This is a genomic window from Maribacter cobaltidurans (assembly GCF_002269385.1).
In the GTDB taxonomy this organism is placed as follows: domain Bacteria; phylum Bacteroidota; class Bacteroidia; order Flavobacteriales; family Flavobacteriaceae; genus Maribacter; species Maribacter cobaltidurans.
The window spans coordinates 1,345,714-1,368,927 of sequence record NZ_CP022957.1 but is presented as its reverse complement, the minus strand read 5'-3'; the positions used below and the strand labels follow the sequence as shown (position 1 = coordinate 1,368,927).

Sequence of the window (23,214 nt, the reverse complement as noted above, 5' to 3'; positions counted from 1 at the left end):
GTATAATTTGGCAGCAAATTTAAGTTAAACTTATCATTTAAATGGTATACTTTTAGATCCTAAAAGAAAGGTTTATGGTTTTTGAGCATTTTGCCTTGAATGTAAGGGAAATCGAAAAAGTGGTTACTTGGTATTGTAAGCATTTGGATTTGACCGTGGTCAGTGAACAGAAAATTTCCCCATATATGACTTTTTTGGCGGATAGCACCGGCAGGGTCGTTTTGGAACTTTATAGTAGGGAAGATGCCGTTATGAAGAATTTTAAGGAAGAACATCCATTAACATTTCATGTAGCCTTTGTTTCTGATAACGCAAAAAGGGACATGGAGAGATTGGTTGGGGTAGGGGCAACCTTTTATGAGGAAGTTCATAAGCCAGACGGTAGTCACTTGGTCATGTTAAGGGATCCTTGGAGCATGCCGTTGCAATTATGTCAAAGGGCCATCAAGTTTTAGTCTTCCAAATTTGAAGGTAAAATCCAATCGCTATGCGATAAAGGTGACCAAGGGATATTGGCCAAGTCTACGGTAGGACTTATAAAGGGAGTGGGCGGCCTACCATTGATACTCACTTTGGAATCAATCAGAAATACTGATATTTCCTTGCCTTCTTCCTTCAAATCACGTTTTAAATACTGGGCGAATTGCCATGTAAAATCGGGGTACGCCAATACTTTTCTTTGCTGGCCTTTGGTAAGCAGTGTTTGGATATCCACAAAAATTTCACTACCGTTCTTTCTAACCACCTTAAATTGCCCGCTTCCTTGACGATCCCTGAGCATCATACGCCAACTCATTCTATGGCCCTCTTCTGTCCATAGAACATCGTCCTTGATAAAATAATGCCTAATGGGGAGAATCAGCTGAAATAAAAAATAAGCACAAAAACCAATCAGAAATGTTTTTTTATAGTTTGGAATAATGGTTTTTTGAATTTGAAATGGAACTTTTCTTTTGAAAAAGAGCTTGCGTATTGTCTCCGGTTCGAAAAAGAATACACTGAAGGCCAAGGACAGGTAAGGGAAAATGCCAATCTGAAATATAATGGAATTGAACAAATGAAAGAATATAGAAGCAAAAAATGCCCATTTTCGGGTTGGTTTCCAAAGTAATGCTGGTATGACGAGCAGGTCGAATAGAATCCCGCAGGCACCTATAACTTTATGCGCCCATGCTTCCTGTAATAAAGCTCCCACCACAGGGTAGTCAGATTTCGGTTTCATAAGTAATTCTATCATACCAAAGTCAATCCAATCACCGTATAGCTTGGCAATGGAAGCATATGTGTAAACGATAAACAATTGCAACACTACTATCCATTTAATATAACTGTACATGGAATTTTCCCTTTTGCTATATCCCATTCTTACATCTAGGGAATAATCCTTATGCGCCGGAAAGAAACACATCAAAAAGGAAATAAGGATAAGTAGGTAATAATGGTTGTTGTAGGCGGTTTTTTGCATTAAATAGCTCCCGGTCCAAAGCAGTGTGAACCCTATTATGGAAAGCCTATACTTAAAGCCTATGGCAATGGATATTCCCAAAATTCCCATAAGGAAATAGTATAGGTACATTCCCTCTCCCGTGAACACTTCCAGCCAAGAAAAGTCGATAAAAGGAAAGGTGTATTTGGGTTCTATAAGGTTCCGTTTGACCCAGCCTGTGGCGATGGCACCAAAACATTCCAAAGCTACAAGGATGCCAAAAAAAATACGAAAGATAATTAAGGGGCTGTTGTCGATTCTTTGAAAAAACAACCTATTTAGCATTACCGATTGGATATGAATTGTAATGACTTTTCCTTGTCCCTGGCCAATTGTGATTTAAGTTCTTCCAAGGACCCGAATTTTTTTTCTTCCCTAAGTCGAGAAAGCAGGTCTATCTGAAGTTTTTTACCGTATAGATTATCATCAAAATCAAAAAAGTGAACCTCAATGGTTTTTGAGGTACCATTTACGGTTGGATTATAACCTATGTTCATCATGCCAAAAACATCCTGTGCATGTATTTTGCTCTTCACAATGTAAGAGCCGTTCTTGGGTATAAGTTTATAGGTTTCCTCTATATTCACGTTTGCCGTTGGAAAATGTATTTTTCTTCCCAGGCCCTTACCTTTTTTTATAGTTCCCGTGAGCATATATTCATAGCCCAAATAGGAATTTGCAGTTTCTACATCCCCTTGTTCCAAAGCCTTTCTTATTTTAGTGGAACTAACTGAAACTTCATCGATTTCTTGGGCCGGAATTTCCTCAACGGAAAAGTCCAAGGTGTTTCCAAAAGCGATTAGGTCGTTTATGTTGGCGGTTCTATTTCTTCCAAATCTATGGTCATATCCAATGATGATCCTCTTGGCCTTTAGTTTATTGACCAAAAGGTCACGAACAAATTCTGTTGCGGTAAGTCTGGAAAATTCCTTGGTAAATGGATGGATGACCAAAATATCAAGTCCCATTTTTTCAAGAATCCATTTTTTTTCGTCTATGGTATTAAGAAGTTTGATGTTGGCATCCTTTTGGAGCACCATTCTGGGGTGAGGAAAAAAAGTAAGCACCGCTGACTTTAGTTTAGAATTCTTGGCATGATTTATGACTTTTTCCAATATTTTACGGTGACCGATGTGTACTCCGTCAAAGGTGCCAATGGTTATGGCAACAGGGTGTTTTTCATCGTATTTGGAAATGCTTTGAACTGTAATCAACTGCGCTAGAAAATAAAAAGAACTATATTTGATTTGGAGATAAAAGCCCCTAAATGACTGCTAAATTACGTCTTGTTTTTTCAATTACCATAGCATTTCTTTCCTTTTATGGGGTTGCACAGACCAAATATTGGCATGGTGTGGATATCAATAATCGGGACAGGCAGATAACATTAAAGCGATTGGATGTACAAAAGGCTAGGGCATTTACCTTGGATGAAATTGCTTTTAGAGGCGAGCTATCCCGTGTTTCCAAAGCTAAAAATTCTTTCAAGACACTGTATTTTCCGGATGGTGATGGTAACTTGATTCCCTTTCTTGTGGAAGAATCCAAACTTTTTGCCCCTGGGTTGGCAAAAAAATATCCTAATATAAAGTCATACAAGGGCATTGGATTGGGGCCAGGTCAACAAAAAATATTCTTCAGCGTTTCTCACAAGGGAATCCAAACCATGATTATGGACCCGGGGAAGGAAGGAACCGTTTTTATGGAAAAGGGTGCAAGCGGAAATTATGTTATTTACAATGGTAAAGATCATCTGACCCAAAAATTGGACTTTATCTGTAAAACTAATCCTGATGCATTTACCTCAAGGTCCAATCCATTGACCGCAAAGTTGGTGGATGACCAAACTCTAAGAAGGTTTAGGGTCGCCATAGCGGCATCAGGGGAATATACACAATTCCACGGCGGGACTATTGCCGATGCGCTCGCTGCAATCAATGCCACTTTGACAAGAGTAAACGGAGTTTTTGAACGGGATCTGGGAGTTACCTTAGAATTGATAGATAACACAGATCAGGTCATCTATACTAATCCCGATACAGATCCATTTTCGGGAGGATTAAGTTCCCAGACACAGAATACCTTGACTAATATCATTGGGGAGGAGAATTATGATATAGGCCATTTGTTCAATCAGCAAAAAGATGCCCTGGATGGAAATTCCGGTTTTATCGGGTCTGTATGTCAGGATAATAAAAAAGGAAGTGCATATACCACTTTGTTTGCCCCTCAGGGCGATCAGTTCGATATTGATCTCGTAGCCCATGAAATGGGGCATCAGTTTGGTGCAAACCATTCATTTTCCCATTTGTCCGAAGGAACTTTAGTTCAAGTGGAACCTGCTAGTGGTACCACCATTATGGGGTATGCTGGAATTACGAACGCCAATGACGTTGCTACCAATTCTGATGATTATTTCCATTATGTAAGCATTGTCCAGATTCGGGAATATCTGGAGACCATTAGTTGTGGGGAAACCATACCGTTAACCAATAATGCCCCCATAATAAATCCAGTAAGTAACTATACGATTCCCGTAGGCACGGCTTTTGTATTAACGGGCAATGCGAATGATCCAGATCCTACGGATGTGCTAACATATACCTGGGAACAGATTGATAATGGTATCGTTACACAGGCAACCTTTGGCCCCAATAATCCAACAGGCGCCATGTTTCGTTCTTTGCCTCCATCCATATCTCCGGAACGTTATTTTCCCAGGTTGAGTAGGGTAGTCTCTGGAGATCTTACCCAAACCAGTCCCCTAGAAGGTGGTGCTTGGGAAACGGTGTCCAATGTACAGCGAGAATTGAACTTTTCTTTGACGGTGAGGGACAATGTATTAAATGGTGGCCAATCCGCTTCAGATGAGGTTACCGTATCGGTAACAAGGGAAGCCGGTCCCTTTGTGGTAACTTCCCAATCAACTACAGTATCTTTCGTTGCGGGGGAAACGGGAACCATTACCTGGGATGTGGCCAATACCAATGTACTTCCAATAGGAGCAGAGACCGTGGATATCTTTCTATCGACCGATGGCGGGTTGACCTTTCCCAATTTGATCGCTCAAAATGTGGACAATGACGGAAGTCATGCCATTGTGATTCCCGGTGGTTTTAACACTGAATCTGGTAGATTTATGGTAAAGGCTTCTAGTAATATTTTCTTTTCTGTTAACCAGGCGGATTTTTCCATCATGGAATCTGAAGTGGTGCTTAATTTTGATAATCTGAATTATGAAGTTTGCAAGCCCGAAGATTTGGTCGTTAGTTTTGATTATGAAGCCTATATGGGGTTTGCAGAGGAAAGCACGCTCAGTGTGGAGTCTTTGCCATCTGGGGTTACCGCGGTTTTTTCCCAGGATACCGTGTCCGTTTCAAATACAACAATAAATATTACACTTTCCGGAACTGCTAACCTGGCCATTGGTAGTTATTCGGTAGATGTTGTTGCTACGGCTCCGTCAGTGACAAAGAGCGTAGCCCTGCAATTGAACGTTTATGATACCAATTTTTCTGAAATTGTGCTGACGGCACCGTCTGATGGAAGTCTAGACGTATCAAAAGATGTGCTGTTGGAATGGGAACCAGATTTAGCCAGCACTGCTTATACCGTTGAAATAGCTACAGATACTGGATTTACTAATATTGTGGAGACGAAAACGGTAGCAACCAATACGTACGAGCCCACCTCCCTTTTGAACGAAACACAATATTTCTGGCGGGTTAAGCCCTTAAACAGCTGTGGAGAAGGAATCTTTGCAGCCCCATTTAGTTTTACGACCATCCAATTCAATTGTATTACCAAGGCAAGCAATGCTGTTCCAATCAATATTTCCCCTGTGGGGACACCCACGATAACATCCAGGATTTTCTTTTATCAGGATTTGAATTTGGCCGATATCAATGTAAATCTGGATATTGAACATACCTATCTTTCGGACTTGGTCATCAGCCTAACATCGCCCGCAGGAACCACTGTGGTTTTAGTTTCCAGTGCCTGTGGAAATAGTTCTAACATCAATGCCATTTTTGATGATGAAGCGGCTAGTACTTTTTCATGTTCAGGGTCTCCTGCCATAAGTGGCACAGTGCGTCCCATTGGGACTTTAAGTTCATTCTATGGGGAATCCATACTTGGGGAATGGACTTTGGAAATTCAGGACAACGCAGCTTCAGATGGTGGAAGATTGAATAATTTTTCTTTGGAGGTTTGCGTGGAGGGAGACTTTAGGCCGGACGAGGATGAGGATGGTGTTTTTGACGATGGTGATGATCTATGCTTTGGAACACCATTGGGACAAGAGGTGAATGGGAACGGTTGTGCCATTTATAGGTTTACCCAGGAGAATTTTAATGTAAGTCTGGAGAGCGAGACCTGTAGGACCAATGATGATGGTGTCATAAGGATAGAACCCAAAGTTTTCTTGGGTTATGAAATTACCGTAAATGGGAATGGGGTTGATATTACCGATAATTTTTCCAATAGTTTCAACCTAACGGATTTAAGTTCGGGAACTTATGATATTTGTATATCGGGAACCGATGGTACCATTACCTATGAGCCATTTTGTTTGGCTGTGGTTATATCAGAACCAGCTCCATTAAGTGTAACCTCCAAGGTGCTTTTACAGGCTTCCCAGGTGGTCATGGACTTGGAAGGGGCTGATGGGTATTATGTTGAACTGAACGGGGACACAAAGTATACCATGGATAAGAGCATTACTTTGGATTTGGCCAAGGGAATCAATTTTCTAAAGGTATATACCGATATTCCTTGTCAAGGAATTTACGAAGAGGAAATTATTGTCTCGAGTGGCCCCGTGGTTTATCCAAATCCGTTTCAAGATGTGATTCAAATCTATTTTGATGTTCCAACACAACGGGCCTCGATGACTTTGTTCGGTTCAGATGGAAGGTTACTGAGAAGGGAAAAAATAAGGGACGGTTTATCCTCGAAAGAATTCGATTTGAGTATTTTACCCGTTGGGATGTATTATTTGCAGAACGAAAATAGGGGAACGAAAACAACAACTAAGATTTTAAAAAGATGATGAGAAAAATATTCCTTCTTATATGCCTTTTTACGGTGTTTAGTTGTAAAAAGAAAGATAATCCAAATCCTCCGGAACAGGTACGGCTATTATTTCCAGAAAAGAATTCTGAATGTACCACTGGTGTTGATCAAGACGCCACTACGAGCAGGGTATCCTTTAGCTGGCAAAGGGCTGATAATACGGATAGTTACGAGCTTAGGGTTACCAATCTCAATACCAATACGGTACAGACCATCTCAACTTCGGCCACTTCCTCAAGCTTACCGTTGTTAAAAGGTCAGCCTTACTCATGGCTGGTACGATCTAGAAATAATCAGGTGAACAATACGATCTCAAGTGAAGTATGGAGTTTTTATAATGCGGGCTCAAGGACCACCTTCGCCCCATTCCCAGCAGAAATATTGACACCAGATATGTCCGAAAAAGTGTTCAAGGACATCAACAACGAAGTAACCCTTTCATGGTCGGCATCAGATTTGGACAATGATATTGAAAATATAGAGGTATATTTTTCAGAACAGAATCCTCCACAAAATCTGGAAGCAACCTTGTCCGCAACGGCAACTTCATTGAAAGTGTCCGTGTTGTCGAGCACAACCTATTACTGGAGTGTAGTTACCAGGGATTTGGAAGGCAATGCAACGAATTCCGGAGTCTATGTTTTCAGCGTGCTTTAGTAGACTCTAAACTCCGTTAAATTGGTTCATGGTTCTAGCTACCCCAGAAAGTACAAAAGAGTCTATGAGTGCCACGGATTTTCCCATTCGTTCCTTCATCTTGGAGTTTTCCTCGTCATTCCATTGCCCTAGAACATATTCTACTTGTCTACCCTTGCCAAAATCTGCACCTACTCCAAATCTGAATCGATTATAGTGGGTAGTTTGCAATACGTGTTGAATATCCTTTAAACCGTTATGGCCACCATCGCTTCCCTTCGTTTTCAACCTAATTGTACCAAAAGAAAGATTGATATCGTCCGTGATCACAAGGATATTTTCCAAAGGAATTTTTTCCTTTTCCATCCAATATCGCAACGCCTTACCGCTTAAGTTCATATACGTGGAAGGTTTTAAGCAAAGGATGCTTCGGCCTTTTAATTTATAAAGGGCTACATCCCCTAACTTTTGGGTTTCAAAATGAAGTTCTTTTTCATTCGCCAAGGCGTCCAATATCTTAAAGCCGATATTATGCCGGGTTTCTGCATATTCTTCACCTATGTTTCCCAGGCCAACGATTAAATACTTTTTCATGGTGTCAATATTCGCAAATAAGGGCGGTTCAATGCCCATTAATTTTTTAAGAAACCTGTACATTTTAAATCTTTCAACGATTCCTTAAAAATACAAAAGCACCTCGATAATAAAACCGAGGTGCTTCTTGTTTTGGTAAATCAAGATTATTCTTGAGCAACTTCTTCAGCTGGAGCCTCAGCTCCTTCTGCACTTGCTTCTGCCCCTTCTTCATCAGTTTCTTCATCTTCATCATCCGTAACAATTGCGGTACGAGCAGTTTTAACTTGAACCACTGTTGTAGAATCTGGGTGAAGAATAGTAAAATCATCATTTAATAACGAGGAAACGGCAATGTTTTGTCCAATTCTAAGTTTGGAAATGTCCACGTCAAAGAAATCTGGTAATTTATCCGGTAATGCCTTAATGGCCAATTTTCTTTTTCTGAACAATAGACGTCCACCATTTCTAACTCCAGGGGAATTTCCTTGCAACCTAACAGGAATGTTCATGGTTACTGGTTTATCCTCGAATAATTGATAGAAATCTATGTGCATGATATTATCAGTCACCGGGTGGAACTGTATGTCCTGCATTACTGCGTTCACTTTGGTCCCATTTTCCAATTCAATTGCAACTGTGTGCGCATTGGCGGTGTAAACCAAGTCTCTGAACGCTAGTTCATCTGCTGAAAAGTGCAATGGTTTATCCCCTCCGTATACTACGCAAGGAACCTTTCCAGCATTACGTAGGGCCTTTGTCGACTTCTTGCCCACGCTTTCTCTTTCTGATCCTTTAATTGTAATTGACTTCATTATATATATTAAAAATTAATAATTCATAAGGTTGCCATTTCGCTTTTTGGTTACATCAAAAATTTTGACGAAATGGAATTGTTATTGTGAACTTTGTGCATTACGTCCGCAAATAAATTGGCACAGCTAAGTACTTTTACCTTGTCACTTTTTATTTCTAGGGGAATAGAATCCGTAATGATCAATTCCGTTAATTTTGATTTTTCTATTTTATCATATGCATTACCGGACAGTAAACCGTGGGTCGCAATGGCCCTAACGCTTATAGCACCTCGTTCCATCATCAAATCGGCTGCTTTGGTCAATGTTCCGGCGGTATCTACCATGTCATCTACCAAGACTACGTTCTTTCCTTGTACATCCCCGATCAATTCCATGTGGGAGATGATATTGGCCTTCGCTCTTTGCTTGTAACAAACCACCACATCGCTATCCAGTGCCTTGGAATAGGCATAGGCCCTTTTAGACCCCCCCATATCTGGGGAAGCTATGGTGAGGTTTTCCAAACCTAAATTTTGCAAATAAGGAAGAAACAGGGTAGAGGCGAACAAATGGTCAACGGGTTTTTCAAAGAACCCTTGAATCTGATCTGCATGCAAATCCATGGTAATAATACGGGTAGCTCCCGCAGTCTCCAGCATTTTGGCTACCAATTTTGCCGCAATGGGAACTCTTGGTTTATCCTTTCTATCCTGTCTGGCCCAGCCAAAATAAGGCATAACAGCCGTTATGTGACGTGCTGATGCTCTTTTTGCACCATCAATCATCAACAGCATTTCCATAAGGTTTTCAGGACCAGGATGCGTGGAACCAATAATAAAGATTCTAGCACCCCTGATGGATTCCTCAAAGGAAGGTTGAAACTCACCATCACTGTAGCGGGAAAAAATAACTTTGCCTAGTTCCACACCATAAGCCTTGGCAATTTTTTCCCCTAATACGGTACTTTGTGTACAGGCAAAAAATTTAGGTTCTGGTACGCTGTATGGCATGACTTAATTTATTGATACTTTCCTTGAAACGAATATGTGGGAGGTCACTACTTTGACTACCCTAAACATAGGGGTTTTCTAAGGAGGTGCAAATTTAGAAATTAATTTGTCTTGCTAAAGGATAATTGTTGAATTTTTTGATGTTTAAATAAAAATATTTTTTAGTTTTGCAGTCCTATTTTACAAGCTCGAGTGGCGGAATTGGTAGACGCGCTGGATTCAAAATCCAGTTCTTTCGGGAGTGTGGGTTCGATTCCCACCTCGAGTACAACAAGGAAAGCCGAGATTTATGTCTCGGCTTTTTCTTTTAAACTCTACACTGTAATTCTTTTTTTCTCTTGACATGCTCCAAAGTTAATTTAAACGAACACACTCTTATCTTATCGTCCAGTTAAATATAGTAAGTTCAAACATACGGGCAATTAATAACTTTTGTACCAAACAACGGTGACTAAAACAGTCAAAAGTTCTATTCATAGAATTTACTGTAATCTTTTCTTCCCCGCTCCCCGAACCTTGAAATATCGAAGACAAGAAACAGTTCCAAGGCCTTTGGTAAAAACATTTTAGAAGTATTACCAAATGGCATTCTATAATTTAAACCGAACTCAAAGGTTTCTAATGTAATACTGCTGGCAAAACCTATTTCTGTAAACGAAGCCGATTCCAAAAAACTAAAATGCTCATTGACGCCTAAGCTTACATTTCCCAATTGAAGGTCTTGATAAAAATCTAACCGTGTACTGGATCCTTGGAGTGATACGGTATTGAAAAAATACAAATAGGAGTATTCGGGTAATTTTAATTGACCATACTGGTTGATATTCCATTCATAACCGAACTGACCCGAAACCAACGTTTTCAAATTGACCCTATCCTCGCTTTCTTCCGAGGATAATTTTGGCTGATTCAAATGCTTGGCGGAAAGTCCAAACACCATATTCAAATCGTTGTGTATAAGGACCGACGCCCCTAGATCTAGATAACCCACAGTTCTTGAAGCTGCTGTAGGATCAATAGTATTTGCACTAATTTGACCAGAAAATATATCTATTTGATCTTGAAAGGTAAGATTGTTGAAATCGAACTTATAATTACTATATCCAGCCGTTATACCAGGGTACAATAACCATTCATTGGGCAATCGCAATTTATACATGTAACTGATGGCCGCAGAAGTGTAATTGAATCCACTATTTTTAAGGTTGTTATTGAACAGGTCTATCCCTAGTTCAAAATTATATTCCTCAAAAAAGGTAGAGCCAAAAGCATATTTATGCTGTGATTGATTGCCTTGACTCTGGTTGGCCAATTCTCCCAGGACTCCAATTCTGGTCTTCTCTTTAAAAGCATGAAAACTAGGGTTCACGAATACGGGGACCTTACTTAGGTTATGAATATATTTATCTTGGGCATTAGCGCCTAAGACTATAAAAAGGACTATAAAGGTTAGCTGCTTAAGTCTTTTGATCATTATCGTAAGATTGTGGCTTCGCCAGTTTCGGTTATTTGCTTATTGTCTCCTGTGGTGCCTACGAATATATATCTAAAGGATAGGTTTTCATATACATTGCCATTGCTGTAATTTCCATCCCATCCCCAATTTATAGGAAGGTCGTTATAGTCGTGGGCCGTACTAAATACCAGCGCACCCCACATGTCGTATATCTGGAAGGTAAAGGAGGAAATACCTGTAAACTCCCCTTGAAAATAATCGTTGATGCCATCCCCATTGGGGGAGAAAACATTAGGGAACATGACATCATAGCCAGAGCCTATCTGCACCGTCTGTACCATATCACTACTACACCCTTGGTCATTAAAAACACTAAGGGTAACATCAAAAACGCCGGGGAAATCAAAAGTATGGATGGTCAAGGTACCATCGGTTTCCGGGTCAACGGTAACCAAAGCGCTCCCATCCCCAAAATCCCATGTGGCATAAGCATAGTCACCTTCGCCAGTATTCAGGAACCGTACATCTTCTTTGGCCAATAATAGGCCCGTAACATCAAACTCCGCCGAACTATAAGTAAAATTCGGTTCGATAACATCAACGCTTAGTGGAGCGGTAAACCCACAGCCAAAATCATTGACCACATTCAAAGATCCATTAGCAACTGGGTCTGCAATTTGAATGGAATAGATATCCGGTGACGTTTCGATTCCTGGAACCAAAACCCCTTCGTAATAAAAGCTAAGGTCTCCACCCTGACTATTGAATATGGTTGCGGTAATGCTTCCAGGTTCTCCAGAACATAGCGAATCATCAAAATAAGGGCCATCAACCAATCGAAGTGATTCTGCTTTATTAATAGTAATCAGTTCTTGATATCTATATGAGGGATCGGTTGGCGCACATCCCGCAATAGTACTGGTAATGGTTAACCGAAGTCTTCCTTCAGGCAGATTGGTCAAACGTAACGTGTTCTGTCCTATTGGTGTAAAAACCGGATTTGGATCACTACTACTTCCTGGTTGCTCCTGTTCCCAGAGGATGTCATAGGGTCTATTGCCCCCATTGATGGTAATAGCTATGGCTCCGTCATCATCAGCGCCACAACTTACCGGGGTTATCGTTTTATTCACCATAATAGGGTCATAGGTTGGGGTAAAGGTGAATTCCAGTTCTTGAGATTCACAATTGTTCCCGTCAACAATGGTTAGGAAATAACTTCCGGATACTGCATCAAAGGTAGTGATATCCTGAGCCGAAAAATTATTGGGACCTCGCCATTCGAATAAATAATAGGGTTGATTGTTCGTGTCATAAAACGGTGTTCCCCCTGTAATTAAATTCTCGTCCAATGCGAACGGATAAACTCCTGAACATGGTTCGATTGTAAATGCCATTGTGCCGTTATACGTGATAGGTTCCGAACGCTGTAACGTGAAGGTCTGTACCGCGCACTGATTGGCATCGGTAACCGTAATCACATGACTATCATTCGAAAGTCCGGCGATGACGACTTGACTCGTGCTAAACGTAACTGCCGTATTCCCATCGACCGCATATTCGTAAGGTGCCGTACCTCCGCTCACTTCAACGGTAAAACTGCGTTGGGCATTCGCCGCATAACATTGTGTACCATTGGTGGTTACCTCTGTAGCACTAAAAACTTCAGGAGCCGTAATTACTATGGTCTGCCTAGCCGTACAGGGTGCATTTGGGTCGCTATTGATATCGGTTACCACAACCTCATAACTACCCGGACCTAGATTCGTTAAGTTAGTGCTATTGGTGGCAAAGCTTGTTCCGTTCTTAAACCAATTGATCTGTATTTGACTGCTGGCATCCGATGTTATTTGAATTCCTATTTCTGCATCGGTATCACCGGCACATTGTAATTGCTGGTTGACAACTTGTACATTCCGTATTTCCAAAACAGATTTGGATGCAATATTGGCCGTGTAGGTGGCAGAACATCCTATTTGATCTGTGACCGTCAATACATAAACCCCTGGAGCCAGGTTGTTGATATTTTGCGTGTTATATACCGCATTATCAGGACCTGTCCAACTAAAATTATAGGATGGTGTTCCCCCGGTTACCGTGGTGGCCCCGTTATTGAGGCTGATGCTACCATCGTTTTGTCCAAAACAAGTCACATTTTTAACGACCACCGAAGCTTCATCGAACTGAAGTCCGAGTGGAAGGGTCACCGATTTTGACTCGGCAATGGCACAGGTAGACCCTTTGACAGAAACCGTATAGGACGCGCCCCCGGTAAGACCGGTATAGGTAATACTCGGATTATTGGACGTATTTACAATAGTGGTTCCATTAGGCCGTGTTAAGGTAAAGGTAAAGGGAGCTATACCTCCGGTACTGTTGGCGGTCAACGCCGTATTACAGGTATCTGCAATATCCAAGGTGAGTTCATCGGGCTCGGTAATCAAGAATGGTTCTGAGGTAACCCCACAAAACTCGTTATAGACCGTCAAAAAATACACCCCTGCAGTCAAATTTGAAATGCTTAAGGTGGAGGCCGTAAACGAATTATCACCTGCCTTTACCCATTCATAGGTATTGGCCACCCTGTTTTCTTGCGTGATGACACTAGAGGCGCCAGCGTTCGTTGTACTGTTGGTACTTGCAAAGGCGGTAAAACCGACTCCGGTTATTTTGGCACTCAACAGTAATTCATTGGCGTTCGCCGATGCAATTACCGGACTCAATCGACTGCCGGTAGCAGAATTAATTTCCTGTACCAAGGCCTGAACAATTTCATCATTGTTCTGTGTCAAGTTTGAACCGTTCAAGGTCACTTGGTGCTCATAAACAATATTATCGATAATAATGCTGTACGTACTCCCCAGTTCAGGTGTTCCGAACAAGGTAACCGTATTGATCTGTTGCTGGGCCGTGTTGCCGCCCGTAATTCTTCCGTTAGGGATGATGATACTACCATCATCTCCACCAAAACAACTCACATTAGTGATATCATTGGCAATGATCGCATCGTTATCGATAATGGCGTAAGGTATGACCGTTACCAATACCGGTGACGTAGCATCGGTACAGTCGACCCCGTTCAAACTACTGGTAACGACCCTTTTAAAATAGGTCGATGTGGTCAAGGTCGTTGGTGGTAAAAAATTAGGCTGTGTAGCCCCGGCTACTTCCGTATACGTCTGATCATCTGGAGACGACCACCACTGGTAGGATAATTGTCCTGCACCCGTTGCTCCGTTTACCTCAACAAGAGCGGTGGGCTGACTCCCTTCACAAACCGACTGGTTGCCTACGATATCACCCGCTTCTACGTTGTTTACAATAACCTTAACGACGTTCGTTTCGGAAAAGCAAGTCAAATTGTTCAAGGAGGTTCGGGTGATCCTTCTCTTGTAAAACATGGTCTGTGTAGGTGCGGGAGGAGAATAAGAAGCCGTCGTCACCCCGGTATCATTGTAAATGACCCCATCTACGGAGGAGTACCATGAAATACTTTGGTCTCCAAAAGTACTACCCCCCGTCACTGTTAAAGAGGCTGGTACATCTCCTTCACAAATGGTCTGGTCACTGTTCAAGGTACCGGGAACAATCTCTTCTGCTACGGAAATGGTTATGGTATTACTATCCTCGATACATTCCACGCCGTTAAACGTTGAAATGGCCGTGCGTTTGAAATAGCGTGTAGGGAAACTACCCGCTTCTGGATCGTACGTGTTGTTTTCGGCGCCAACGATAATAGCCCACGTAGTATTATCCTCGGATGAATACCATTGGTAGCTGAGAACGCCCCTTGCCGTGCCTTCCGTTTCTGAATTTAACAAGGCAGGATCTTCCCCAAAACAAATTTGTTGATCTTCAGAAATGGTTCCTCCGGTCACATCGTTGATAAAGACATGAATGATATTACTGAAGCTTTCAGGGCCACATTGCACCCCTTCTACGGTAGCAATATACCCTCTACGATAATATTTATCGGCTGTAAGCGCGGTATTCGGAGCATAGGTTGCACCTGTAGCACCAGGAATAGCGGCAAACGCAGAGCCATCATTGGAATCGTACCACTGAAAGCTTAGGTTAGCTTCCCCTTCAATTAAAGAAACATCTCCCAAGGTCGGCGGTGTTTCTCCGGTACAAAGGGTAATATCATCACCGATTAAATCGCCTTGTGGCACCACTACTGTAATGGCATTACTGTTGACCTCACAGGTAGTGCCGTAAATATTTTCACTGTACGTTGCCCGTACAAATCTTGTGGTGGAATTTATGGCCGCCGTTGGTGTAAAATCTATTCCAGTGGCACCTGATATTGCCGCGCCATTGGCAAACCATTGATAGGTCAATGTGCTTCCGGTGGATGCGGTCAACTGTTGCATAGGACTTGGAACAGTACCCCTACAGACGGTCTCCAAACTGGAATCACCGCTAAAGTTGTTCGTCGTACCAATAGTTCCTCCTGTAGCACTACCGGCATTTATAAATTGCAAGGTATTACTAGTGACTTCACAGGAAACCCCATTAAGGGTAGACGTGGTTATTCTTCTATAGTAAATATCAGCATTTACGGTAGGGGCATCATATAAGGCTGACGTCGCACCAGAAATATCCGAAAAAGTAACATTATCGTTAGACACTTGCCATTGGTAACTCAAATTCCCTGAGGCGAGCAAATCAAAATTCACATCAAAAGCGGCTGGATCGGCTTGGTTGCAAATTTCAAAAGGATCCGTTGAACCATTGGAAAAGGTAATACGGTGGTTGGCAGCATCTTCAAAACGGTTAACATACACGATTACAGGTTGCGTAACGACATCGCAGGTTGTGCCTTGAAGTGTTGCGGTAGCCCTTCTTCGATAATAGGTTTGTAACTCATCTGTAATCGCTGGGGTATAGGTTGCCTGATCGGCTCCCGCAATGGTTCCCCATGTCGCATTGTCCAGTGAGCTCTCCCATGAATAGGTAATTGTGCCATTCGAAACCGCATCGGCCGTACTCGTTAGGGGTGGCACACTGGCACCCCCACAGACCGTTTGGGTCTGCCCGATACTTCCTTCCGATAAGGACAAAAGCGTTACCAAGGTGGGTGTGCTCATAGCGGTACAGGTATTACCCCCTGAGGTCTGGGTCACTTCCCTACTGTAATAGGTCGAAGCTGTTATTCCTCCAGAAAAACTTAAGGTTTCCCCGGTTTCTCCCGCTATAGGCGTATAATTCGTATTGTCTGTCGAAGAAAACCACTGAAAGGCGATGCCTGTGCCTGCAGCTGTTCCGTTGGTGACGCTTAACGTAGTCGGGGCTTCCCCTTCACAAACCGTTTGGGCGGCAGAACCATCACCACCGGAGATGGACCCGGCAACAGTAATGGTGATTTCATTGGTATAGGCCGTGCAGGTTTTTCCGTTCAAAACACTGGAATCCAATCTTCTGAACACCGTGGTGTTGGCCAACACTCCGGGTGTATAGGTAGCACCACTGGCCCCCGCTATCGAACTATAGTTCGCACCTCCATCGGTAGAGGATTCCCAAGCATAGGAAACCGTTCCTTCGGCGGAGGTATTGCTTAAACTAAGGAGGGTATTGGGTGCTTCCCCGGCACATATATCTTGATTTGAACCGATCACCCCTGCGGTAATGTTGTTTACAAATACAGTACTTTCCGTAGAAAAATCGGTACATACTTTTGCGTTATTGGAGATAATGGTCTGCCTTCTATACGTGGTCGTACTACTCGGCGTGGATGCAAAACTTAGGTTCGCATCGGTTTCCCCCACCATATTGGCAAAATTCCCCGATGTTTTGGACTGCCATTGGTAGCTGCTGTTTGCAGTGGCGGCACTAGCATTGGTAATGCTGATCGAACTAGGGATTTCCCCTGCGCAAAGGGTCTGGTCTGCCGAGGCATCACCACCATTAATCTCGCTCAAAACTTGAATGGTGATTTCGTTGGTAGTTTCCGCACAGGTAAATCCGTTGAGCTCAATGGTGTCCAGTCTTCTAAAGGATGTATTCTGCTGCAGGGCTCCAGGCTGGTAGGCGGTGGTTGTTGCCCCGTTTATGGCGAACCAAGTACTCCCATCAAACTGCTGCCACTGATAACTAATGGTACCTGTTCCCGTGGCATCAGCATCCGAATTTATAGCCGCTGGGGATTCATTATAACAAATGGTCTGGGTGCCGGAAATGCTGCCTACCTCAAAATTACTATAGGTAATGGTCGCTACCGTGCTCACCCCTTCACAACTAGCCCCAGAAACCGTGGTAATTCTTCTGTAGCGGCTTACCCCGGGCGTAATATTGCTACTGGCATTGAAATTAAGTTGCGTAGCTCCAGGAATATCTTCCCAAGTGCCTAAATTATCTTTTTGCCATTGGTAGGTTCCATTATTCTCCCCATTATTAACGGTCAACAACTGTAGCTCCGATAGGGTACAGATATTCTGGTCGGTCGTGGTGCCGCCAGCTACTACCGAATTGACCACAATGGTTACGGGTGGGGTTTCTTCAAAGCAGGTAACACCGTTGAATACGTTGGTAATCCTTCGTTTGAAAGAAGTGGTCGTCGAAAGGGTGCTGGGCTGATAAAAAGTGTCCGTCGCCCCGTTAATAATATCCCAAGTGCCGGTATCGTTCCGATACCATTGATAGCTGGCCGTACCGCCCACAGTAACCGCAACATCACCTGACGTACTTAATTGTTGTGGGGTTTCCGTCGCACAGATATTTTGCCCTGTACCCGAGGTAATACTTCCCGGGTATATTTCATTGACCGTAACCGTGGCGGTGGTACTGGTGAGGGTACAGGTTTCCCCATTTAGGGTAAAGGTTGTATTTCTTCTAAACCTACTAATACCGTTCGGGAAGGTATTGGTATCTATCACCAAAATTTCGGTATTGGAATTGGGAATGGCCGTCCAAACCCCGTTTTCCTGTTCTTCCCAATCGTATACCCTACTTTGTGTAACCGTGTCTCCGGTAATGCTTATGTTTTGAACATCATCCGTTTTACAAACTTGCTGGTCGACCCCTTGCCCGCCACTCAACGCGGTAAAATTGAGGGTCGCTAAGGTCTGACCATCGGTTAATCCATTGAGATTATTGGTATTTCCGTCGAGTACATAACTTAAGGTTCCGTCCGTTACGGTGCCGGACAGTAATTGTATACGCACATTTTCTAGGGTCAATTGATCTATACTGGCTTCCGCAACAACGGTCACGGTAACTTCCAATTTGGTATTGTCGCCCGTGGCCTGGGCCACTGTCGCACTGGTAATGTCCGTGCCCGAAATAGCCGTGGTGGTTGCCGTAATCTGAAAATTTGACGGAGCCTCTACAAAGAAGGTGTACGTGCCGGTCGTAAAATCGGTTGCCGCAGTTTCTGAAAGAACCACGTCGCCCAAAAGTAGTTCTGCCTGAGGTAAGGCTTCACCACAGGTGTCAAAATTTTCTTGTTGTACTGTCGTTGTTATTTGAGCGAGACCGTTCCAAGCAATAAGCTGAAGCGTAAAGGTCAAAAAGACCAATTTTACTATATATTTTGTCATTTTTTGCTTTGCGTTTTTGCAATGAGGCTAAAGTAAACACCATTTCTCATATACGTAGGAAATTACTTACTAACGTGAAATTGCCCTCCTCTATTGTACTAATCCCTTAATTATAATTAATTAAAGGGCTGCCTTTTAGAATATGGGTATGCGCTAGCATCTGTTTCCATGGAAGGCGATGTAGTTATAACCAGTGTTAAACTAAATGAGATTGAAACCTTAATATTAGAGTTGCCCCTCAACTAGTTCGTTGACCTGCGTACTGTTGCTATACGACAACTTGGTGTCATTGTTGAAGATTTTGCCCGTTGATTTTTTAAATCGAAATTTTTCTCTTTCAAATTATAGTCCAAAGGAAGCTAAGTGGTTTTTCTGTTATATGTAATCCGAAGTACCAAAGGAAAAGTACTACCACTTATTTGTCTAACTTTATTAAGAAGGACCTTGGTGGTTAGCATTTGTTTTAAAATTCACAAACTATTTATACACAAATAATGTTTTATTAAATTTTATAATATATTGTATTTCAATAATATAAATACAAATAGGGTCATTTTAAACCAAGAAAAAAATTACCTGTCACGCAGGAGGTCGCGGGTTCGAGTCCCGTCCAAAAAATACAACGAAGTTTTAATTATCAACAAAATATAATAAAGGGAAAAGGTTAAAAACCAAGATTGGCCATTATTAATATTTGGGAAAACTTAAGGCTAAAAGATTCTTTTTGAAAGTTTTGATACAAAATTCACGGTCAAAAACTTAAATTTATATTAAAGGTTGCAAATTTGGTTACACTTCAATTTCAGTTCTTTGAAAGGCCTAAGAATAAGGTGTTATGAACAATTATCGACACTTCTGCCTCGAGTACTTAAAGGAAAAGCCCTGTTAACGAAAGTTTCAGGGCTTTTTGATTTTTTAAGAATTGTTCTTCTTTTAATTGACCGAATAACTTACAAAGGCCAATTTTTTGCTGTCCGGGCTCCAAGAGGGTACGTTTATGGTTCCTTGACCCCCAAAGAAAACTGGGGTAATATCACGAATTTCCTTGGTTTCCACGTCCATAAGTCTGAGTTTGACCTGTTTTCCAAACAGGTGACTTTGTTTTTGGTCAGAGGTATAGGCGATATAAACAATCCATTTTCCATCAGGTGAGGGGTGTGGGAACCAATTGGAGTTTTCGTCAAAAGTCAGCTGTTCAGGTCTTTTACCATTTGCATTCATCCTCCAAATTTGCATGTGGCCTGTTCTGTAGGAATTAAAGCATATGTACTTTCCATCCGGGGAATACTCCGGACCATCGTCCAATCCCTCTGTAGTGGTTAGTCTTTTTTCCTTTCCGCCATTGACCCCTATGGTATACACGTCATAGTTGCCGTTACGTTCGGCACAGTAAGCCAAGGTGTTGCCGTTGGGGGACCAGCCATGCCAATATGATGGTACGTTAGCGGTTATACGCTTTGGTTTTCCACCCTTAATGGGCATAATGAAAATGGCCGATTTACCAGATTTGGAGGATGGGTTGTCTTTATCGTTGTGGCTTATTGCCAACCACTTATTATCTGGAGAAATGCCATGGTCATTGTTACACTGATCGGCAAAACCGGTATCTAGAAGGTCTAATTCTTTCGTTTTAAGATCCAAGGTATATAATTTGCCTTTACTGTTCACGATCAAATAACCGTCCGGATGCCAGTTGGGTGCTTCAAAATGTTCATTAATACGCAGTACTGTCTCAATTCGGCCAGTTTCTATATCAACGGTTTGGATGTAACTGGTGGTGTCTATCTTATTTTCAGGTGGATGGTTATAAAAATGCATGGACTGGCCAACGAGCTTCCAATCATCATTGAATTTTTCCAAAAAACGTACCTCATAGGAAAGCGTCTCCTTACCTTGCGTATCAACCGAAACCTCGTCATGGCCAACCCATGCCGTATGTTCACCGATATGCATTTTATGATTGAAATGAAAGGCAAATCCACCGTTTCCAATCATATTGGGCGAAGGATTTATCACCATCTCAATAGGAATGTTTATTAAATTGCCGTCCGCTGTTGACATGGCCATGATACCATTTGGGGTAGCTTCCCAGCATTCGGCATGCTTTTCTTTATTGCCAAGACGCCAAGTGAGTCCCTCCTTTTCCAATAGCCTAATAATTTCTACGGAATCTTTTTCTATTTGGGAATACAATGCGTTACAAACAAGGATAGCAAAAAGGGGTATCCAATTTTTATGAAATAGCCTTGATTTGAAATTAGCCCAAAGATTCAGGTTTTCTTTCATGGTAATCTGTATTATGCACTTGTTATAAAAGTACATTTTAATTACACTAAACCTTACTTATTTAATTTATAAAGGTGAATAAACCTGTAAGTTCCCCTTTACTTATTCACACTAATCATAACAGCCTCACAACTCTGAAGATCTGAATTCAGGATTAAATTTTCCGACTTTGTTCCATCCGAAATTTCAACCGAAACCGTATTTGGCGGGGCATCGCCCAAATTGTGTGCGTAGAGGAACAGGTCGTTGGATTTATTAGGGTTCAGCTTCACCTTAAATTCCCGCTTGTAATAGGTCAAATAGTGTTTGGATACAACCGGGGAACCGTTTAGGTATATGGATACAATGTCCCCGTCCTGCCTTCCATGGTCCCAAATTTTAATCGTTATGTTTTCATTGCTGAACGATAGTTCTTCGGTATAGGAAATTTTTCGACCATCGAACTGTTCCCTCATTGAAGGTTTGGGCTTGGGGCTTTCCTCGGTGGGTACAGTGCTTAAAGTCTGAACCGGTTCCTTCTTTTCTTTCCTATTCCTTTTCCTTTCTTTTTTCGTAAGTCCTCTTTTTGCTTCCTCGGCCATCTGATGCTTTTTTTTCCGTTCATCAGATGCTTTGTTGGTAATGGAAAAGAAAGGGGTTACGAATTTTGCAATATTGTACTTATCGTCCGGAAACAATTCTATGCCCACCACTTGGTATTGATTTCCGGAACCAATGTTTTTGGCAAGTTCAATCCCAATGGCGCTACCCGTATTTTTGAAAGACCCCAGTTCTTGAACGACCATTTCATTTCTTACAAGAAAAAATCGAATGGATTTTTCTGGGCCAATATTTTCTGTAGTCCACTCCAAGGAAACTTCCTGTGGTATGTTCCAAACAGTAGCCTGAGAAGGGTTTGTAATTTGAATTCGTGACTTTTCTCCTTGACAAAAACCGAATTTTAGGCTAAAAAAAATAAAAAATATAATCAGGTGGGATTTCATAAAAAAGGACTGTAAGGGGGAAATCATTTTTTCATCAATTAATAAAACTATAAAAAGTATTGATTTTTATGATAACGCCTTTTATTCTAAAATGTTGGATGGAATCATTCTAATCTCTAAAACCCACATATTTGTTCTTCATAATTGACTGACAGTAGTATTATGTGTATGGAAAACACTATTTTTATAAGATTGACTAAAACAACTTAACTATGGCAACGAGAAGAAAATTTTTGGAAAATATCGCAATTTCATCCATAGGGGTGTCATTATTGAGTAATCCCACGAGTCTTTTGGCCTCGCCAAAGGAAATCTACGAGGGCCCTATGCTAAGGGTGGCCATTATGGGCTTGGGGAGTTACGGCACACGGGTGGCAGAGGCTATGCAAGATTGCAAAAAGGCTAAATTGGTAGGTGTTATTAGCGGCACCCCATCTAAAATTACCGATTGGCAATCCAAATACGGTATTCCTAAAAAGAACTGTTACAATTATGAAAATTTTGATGCCATAAAGGATAATGACGATATAGATGCGGTGTATGTCATTACACCTAACGGTCTACATTGCGAACAGACGATTCGAGTTGCAAGAGCCGGTAAACATGTCATTTGTGAAAAACCTATGGGAATCAATGCCGAGGAAGGTCAGAAAATGGTGGATGCCTGCAAGGCGGCGAACGTTAAGTTATTGATCGGTTATCGGATGCATTTTGAGCCTAAAACGGTACATGTTATCCAAATGCGCAAGGATGACAAATTTGGTCAGCCCAAGTTTTTTCAAGGTCAGTCCGGATTTGTAATCGGAGACCCAACGCAATGGAGATTAGATAAGGAACTTGCCGGTGGCGGTGCGATGATGGATATTGGAATTTACTCTATTAATGGTGCAAGATATATCCTAGGTGAAGATCCAATATGGGTGACCGCACAAGAAACCAAAACTGACCCTGTTAAATTTAAGGAAGGAGTGGACGAGACCATACAATTTCAGATGGGTTTTCCCAGTGGTGCCGTGGCCAATTGTCTATCTACCTATAATATGAATAATCTGGACCGTTTCTTTATGACCGGCTCCAAAGGATGGATGGAGATGAAACCATCCACTGGGTATGGGCCCATCCAAGGGCGTACCCATAAGGGAGAATTGACTCAACCTCATGTAACACACCAAACCTTACAAATGGACGGGATGGCGGAACTGATTTTCAATGGAAAACAACCTATTGTACCGGTGGACGGTGAGGAAGGAGTTAAGGATATGAAAATCATCGATGCCATTTTCAAAGCGGCAAAGACTGGTGATAAGGTTGAAATCAATATTTAACAACCGTCCATATAACCAAGCTAATTGGAAATATATCGTTGAATTGAT

Annotated in this window: 13 protein-coding genes and 1 tRNA gene; 5 read left to right on the top strand and 9 right to left on the bottom strand. The window is 41.9% G+C overall.

What is annotated here, in order from left to right; translation table 11 throughout:
• The first annotated feature begins 74 nt into the window (after positions 1–74).
• Positions 75–455 (top strand): VOC family protein, encoded by a 381-nt coding sequence (locus CJ263_RS05795; protein WP_094996392.1) that lies wholly within the window; start codon positions 75–77, stop codon positions 453–455.
• Here CJ263_RS05795 and CJ263_RS05790 read toward each other — a convergent pair.
• A complete protein-coding gene (locus tag CJ263_RS05790; protein ID WP_094996391.1) occupies positions 452–1,771 on the bottom strand; it encodes an HTTM domain-containing protein in 1,320 nt (439 codons plus the stop codon). The two genes, CJ263_RS05795 and CJ263_RS05790, sit on opposite strands and share 4 nt — an antisense overlap.
• Complete coding sequence (locus CJ263_RS05785; RefSeq protein WP_094996390.1) at positions 1,771–2,700, bottom strand: bifunctional riboflavin kinase/FAD synthetase; 930 nt, start codon at positions 2,698–2,700, stop codon at positions 1,771–1,773. The genes CJ263_RS05790 and CJ263_RS05785 overlap by 1 nt, the downstream gene beginning before the upstream one ends.
• A gap of 53 nt (positions 2,701–2,753) precedes the next feature.
• Here CJ263_RS05785 and CJ263_RS05780 point away from each other — a divergent pair, with 53 nt between their 5' ends.
• Both CJ263_RS05780 and CJ263_RS05775 read left to right on the top strand, forming a co-directional pair.
• Positions 2,754–6,539, top strand: coding sequence for a reprolysin-like metallopeptidase (locus CJ263_RS05780; RefSeq protein WP_094996389.1), 3,786 nt, complete (start codon positions 2,754–2,756; stop codon positions 6,537–6,539).
• Entirely contained in the window at positions 6,536–7,219 is a 684-nt protein-coding gene (locus CJ263_RS05775; protein WP_229702458.1) for a hypothetical protein, read from the top strand. The genes CJ263_RS05780 and CJ263_RS05775 overlap by 4 nt, the downstream gene beginning before the upstream one ends.
• 6 nt (positions 7,220–7,225) lie before the next feature.
• Here the strand turns inward: CJ263_RS05775 and pth are convergent, their stop codons facing one another.
• The 3 genes from pth to CJ263_RS05760 form a co-directional block, all read right to left on the bottom strand.
• Entirely contained in the window at positions 7,226–7,855 is a 630-nt protein-coding gene (pth, locus tag CJ263_RS05770; protein ID WP_094996388.1) for an aminoacyl-tRNA hydrolase, read from the bottom strand.
• An 83-nt stretch (positions 7,856–7,938) separates the two neighbouring features.
• Positions 7,939–8,586: a 50S ribosomal protein L25/general stress protein Ctc gene (locus CJ263_RS05765; RefSeq protein ID WP_094996387.1), complete on the bottom strand. Its 648-nt coding sequence runs from the start codon at positions 8,584–8,586 to the stop codon at positions 7,939–7,941.
• Positions 8,587–8,636: 50 nt separating this feature from the next.
• The gene (locus tag CJ263_RS05760; RefSeq protein WP_094996386.1) at positions 8,637–9,578 is read right to left on the bottom strand and encodes a ribose-phosphate pyrophosphokinase; all 942 of its coding nucleotides are present in this window, start codon (positions 9,576–9,578) and stop codon (positions 8,637–8,639) included.
• A 186-nt stretch (positions 9,579–9,764) separates the two neighbouring features.
• On the opposite strand from CJ263_RS05760, the gene CJ263_RS05755 reads away from it, so the two are divergent.
• Positions 9,765–9,846: transfer RNA gene (locus CJ263_RS05755), tRNA-Leu, on the top strand.
• Between the two features lie 201 nt (positions 9,847–10,047).
• On the opposite strand, the gene CJ263_RS05750 is transcribed toward CJ263_RS05755, so the two are convergent.
• The 4 genes from CJ263_RS05750 to CJ263_RS05735 all read right to left on the bottom strand — a co-directional run bounded on the left by CJ263_RS05750 (position 10,048) and on the right by CJ263_RS05735 (position 21,868).
• A complete protein-coding gene (locus tag CJ263_RS05750; RefSeq protein WP_094996385.1) occupies positions 10,048–11,052 on the bottom strand; it encodes a PorP/SprF family type IX secretion system membrane protein in 1,005 nt (334 codons plus the stop codon).
• Positions 11,052–18,572, bottom strand: coding sequence for a T9SS type B sorting domain-containing protein (locus CJ263_RS05745; protein ID WP_094996384.1), 7,521 nt, complete (start codon positions 18,570–18,572; stop codon positions 11,052–11,054). Before CJ263_RS05745 ends, CJ263_RS05750 begins: the two co-directional genes overlap by 1 nt.
• Before the next feature lie 933 nt (positions 18,573–19,505).
• A complete protein-coding gene (locus CJ263_RS05740; protein WP_094996383.1) occupies positions 19,506–20,858 on the bottom strand; it encodes a TolB family protein in 1,353 nt (450 codons plus the stop codon).
• Between the two features lie 98 nt (positions 20,859–20,956).
• Positions 20,957–21,868 (bottom strand): hypothetical protein, encoded by a 912-nt coding sequence (locus tag CJ263_RS05735; RefSeq protein ID WP_094996382.1) that lies wholly within the window; start codon positions 21,866–21,868, stop codon positions 20,957–20,959.
• Between the two features lie 185 nt (positions 21,869–22,053).
• Here CJ263_RS05735 and CJ263_RS05730 point away from each other — a divergent pair, with 185 nt between their 5' ends.
• The gene (locus tag CJ263_RS05730; protein WP_094996381.1) at positions 22,054–23,166 is read left to right on the top strand and encodes a Gfo/Idh/MocA family protein; all 1,113 of its coding nucleotides are present in this window, start codon (positions 22,054–22,056) and stop codon (positions 23,164–23,166) included.
• The last annotated feature ends 48 nt before the right edge of the window (positions 23,167–23,214 follow it).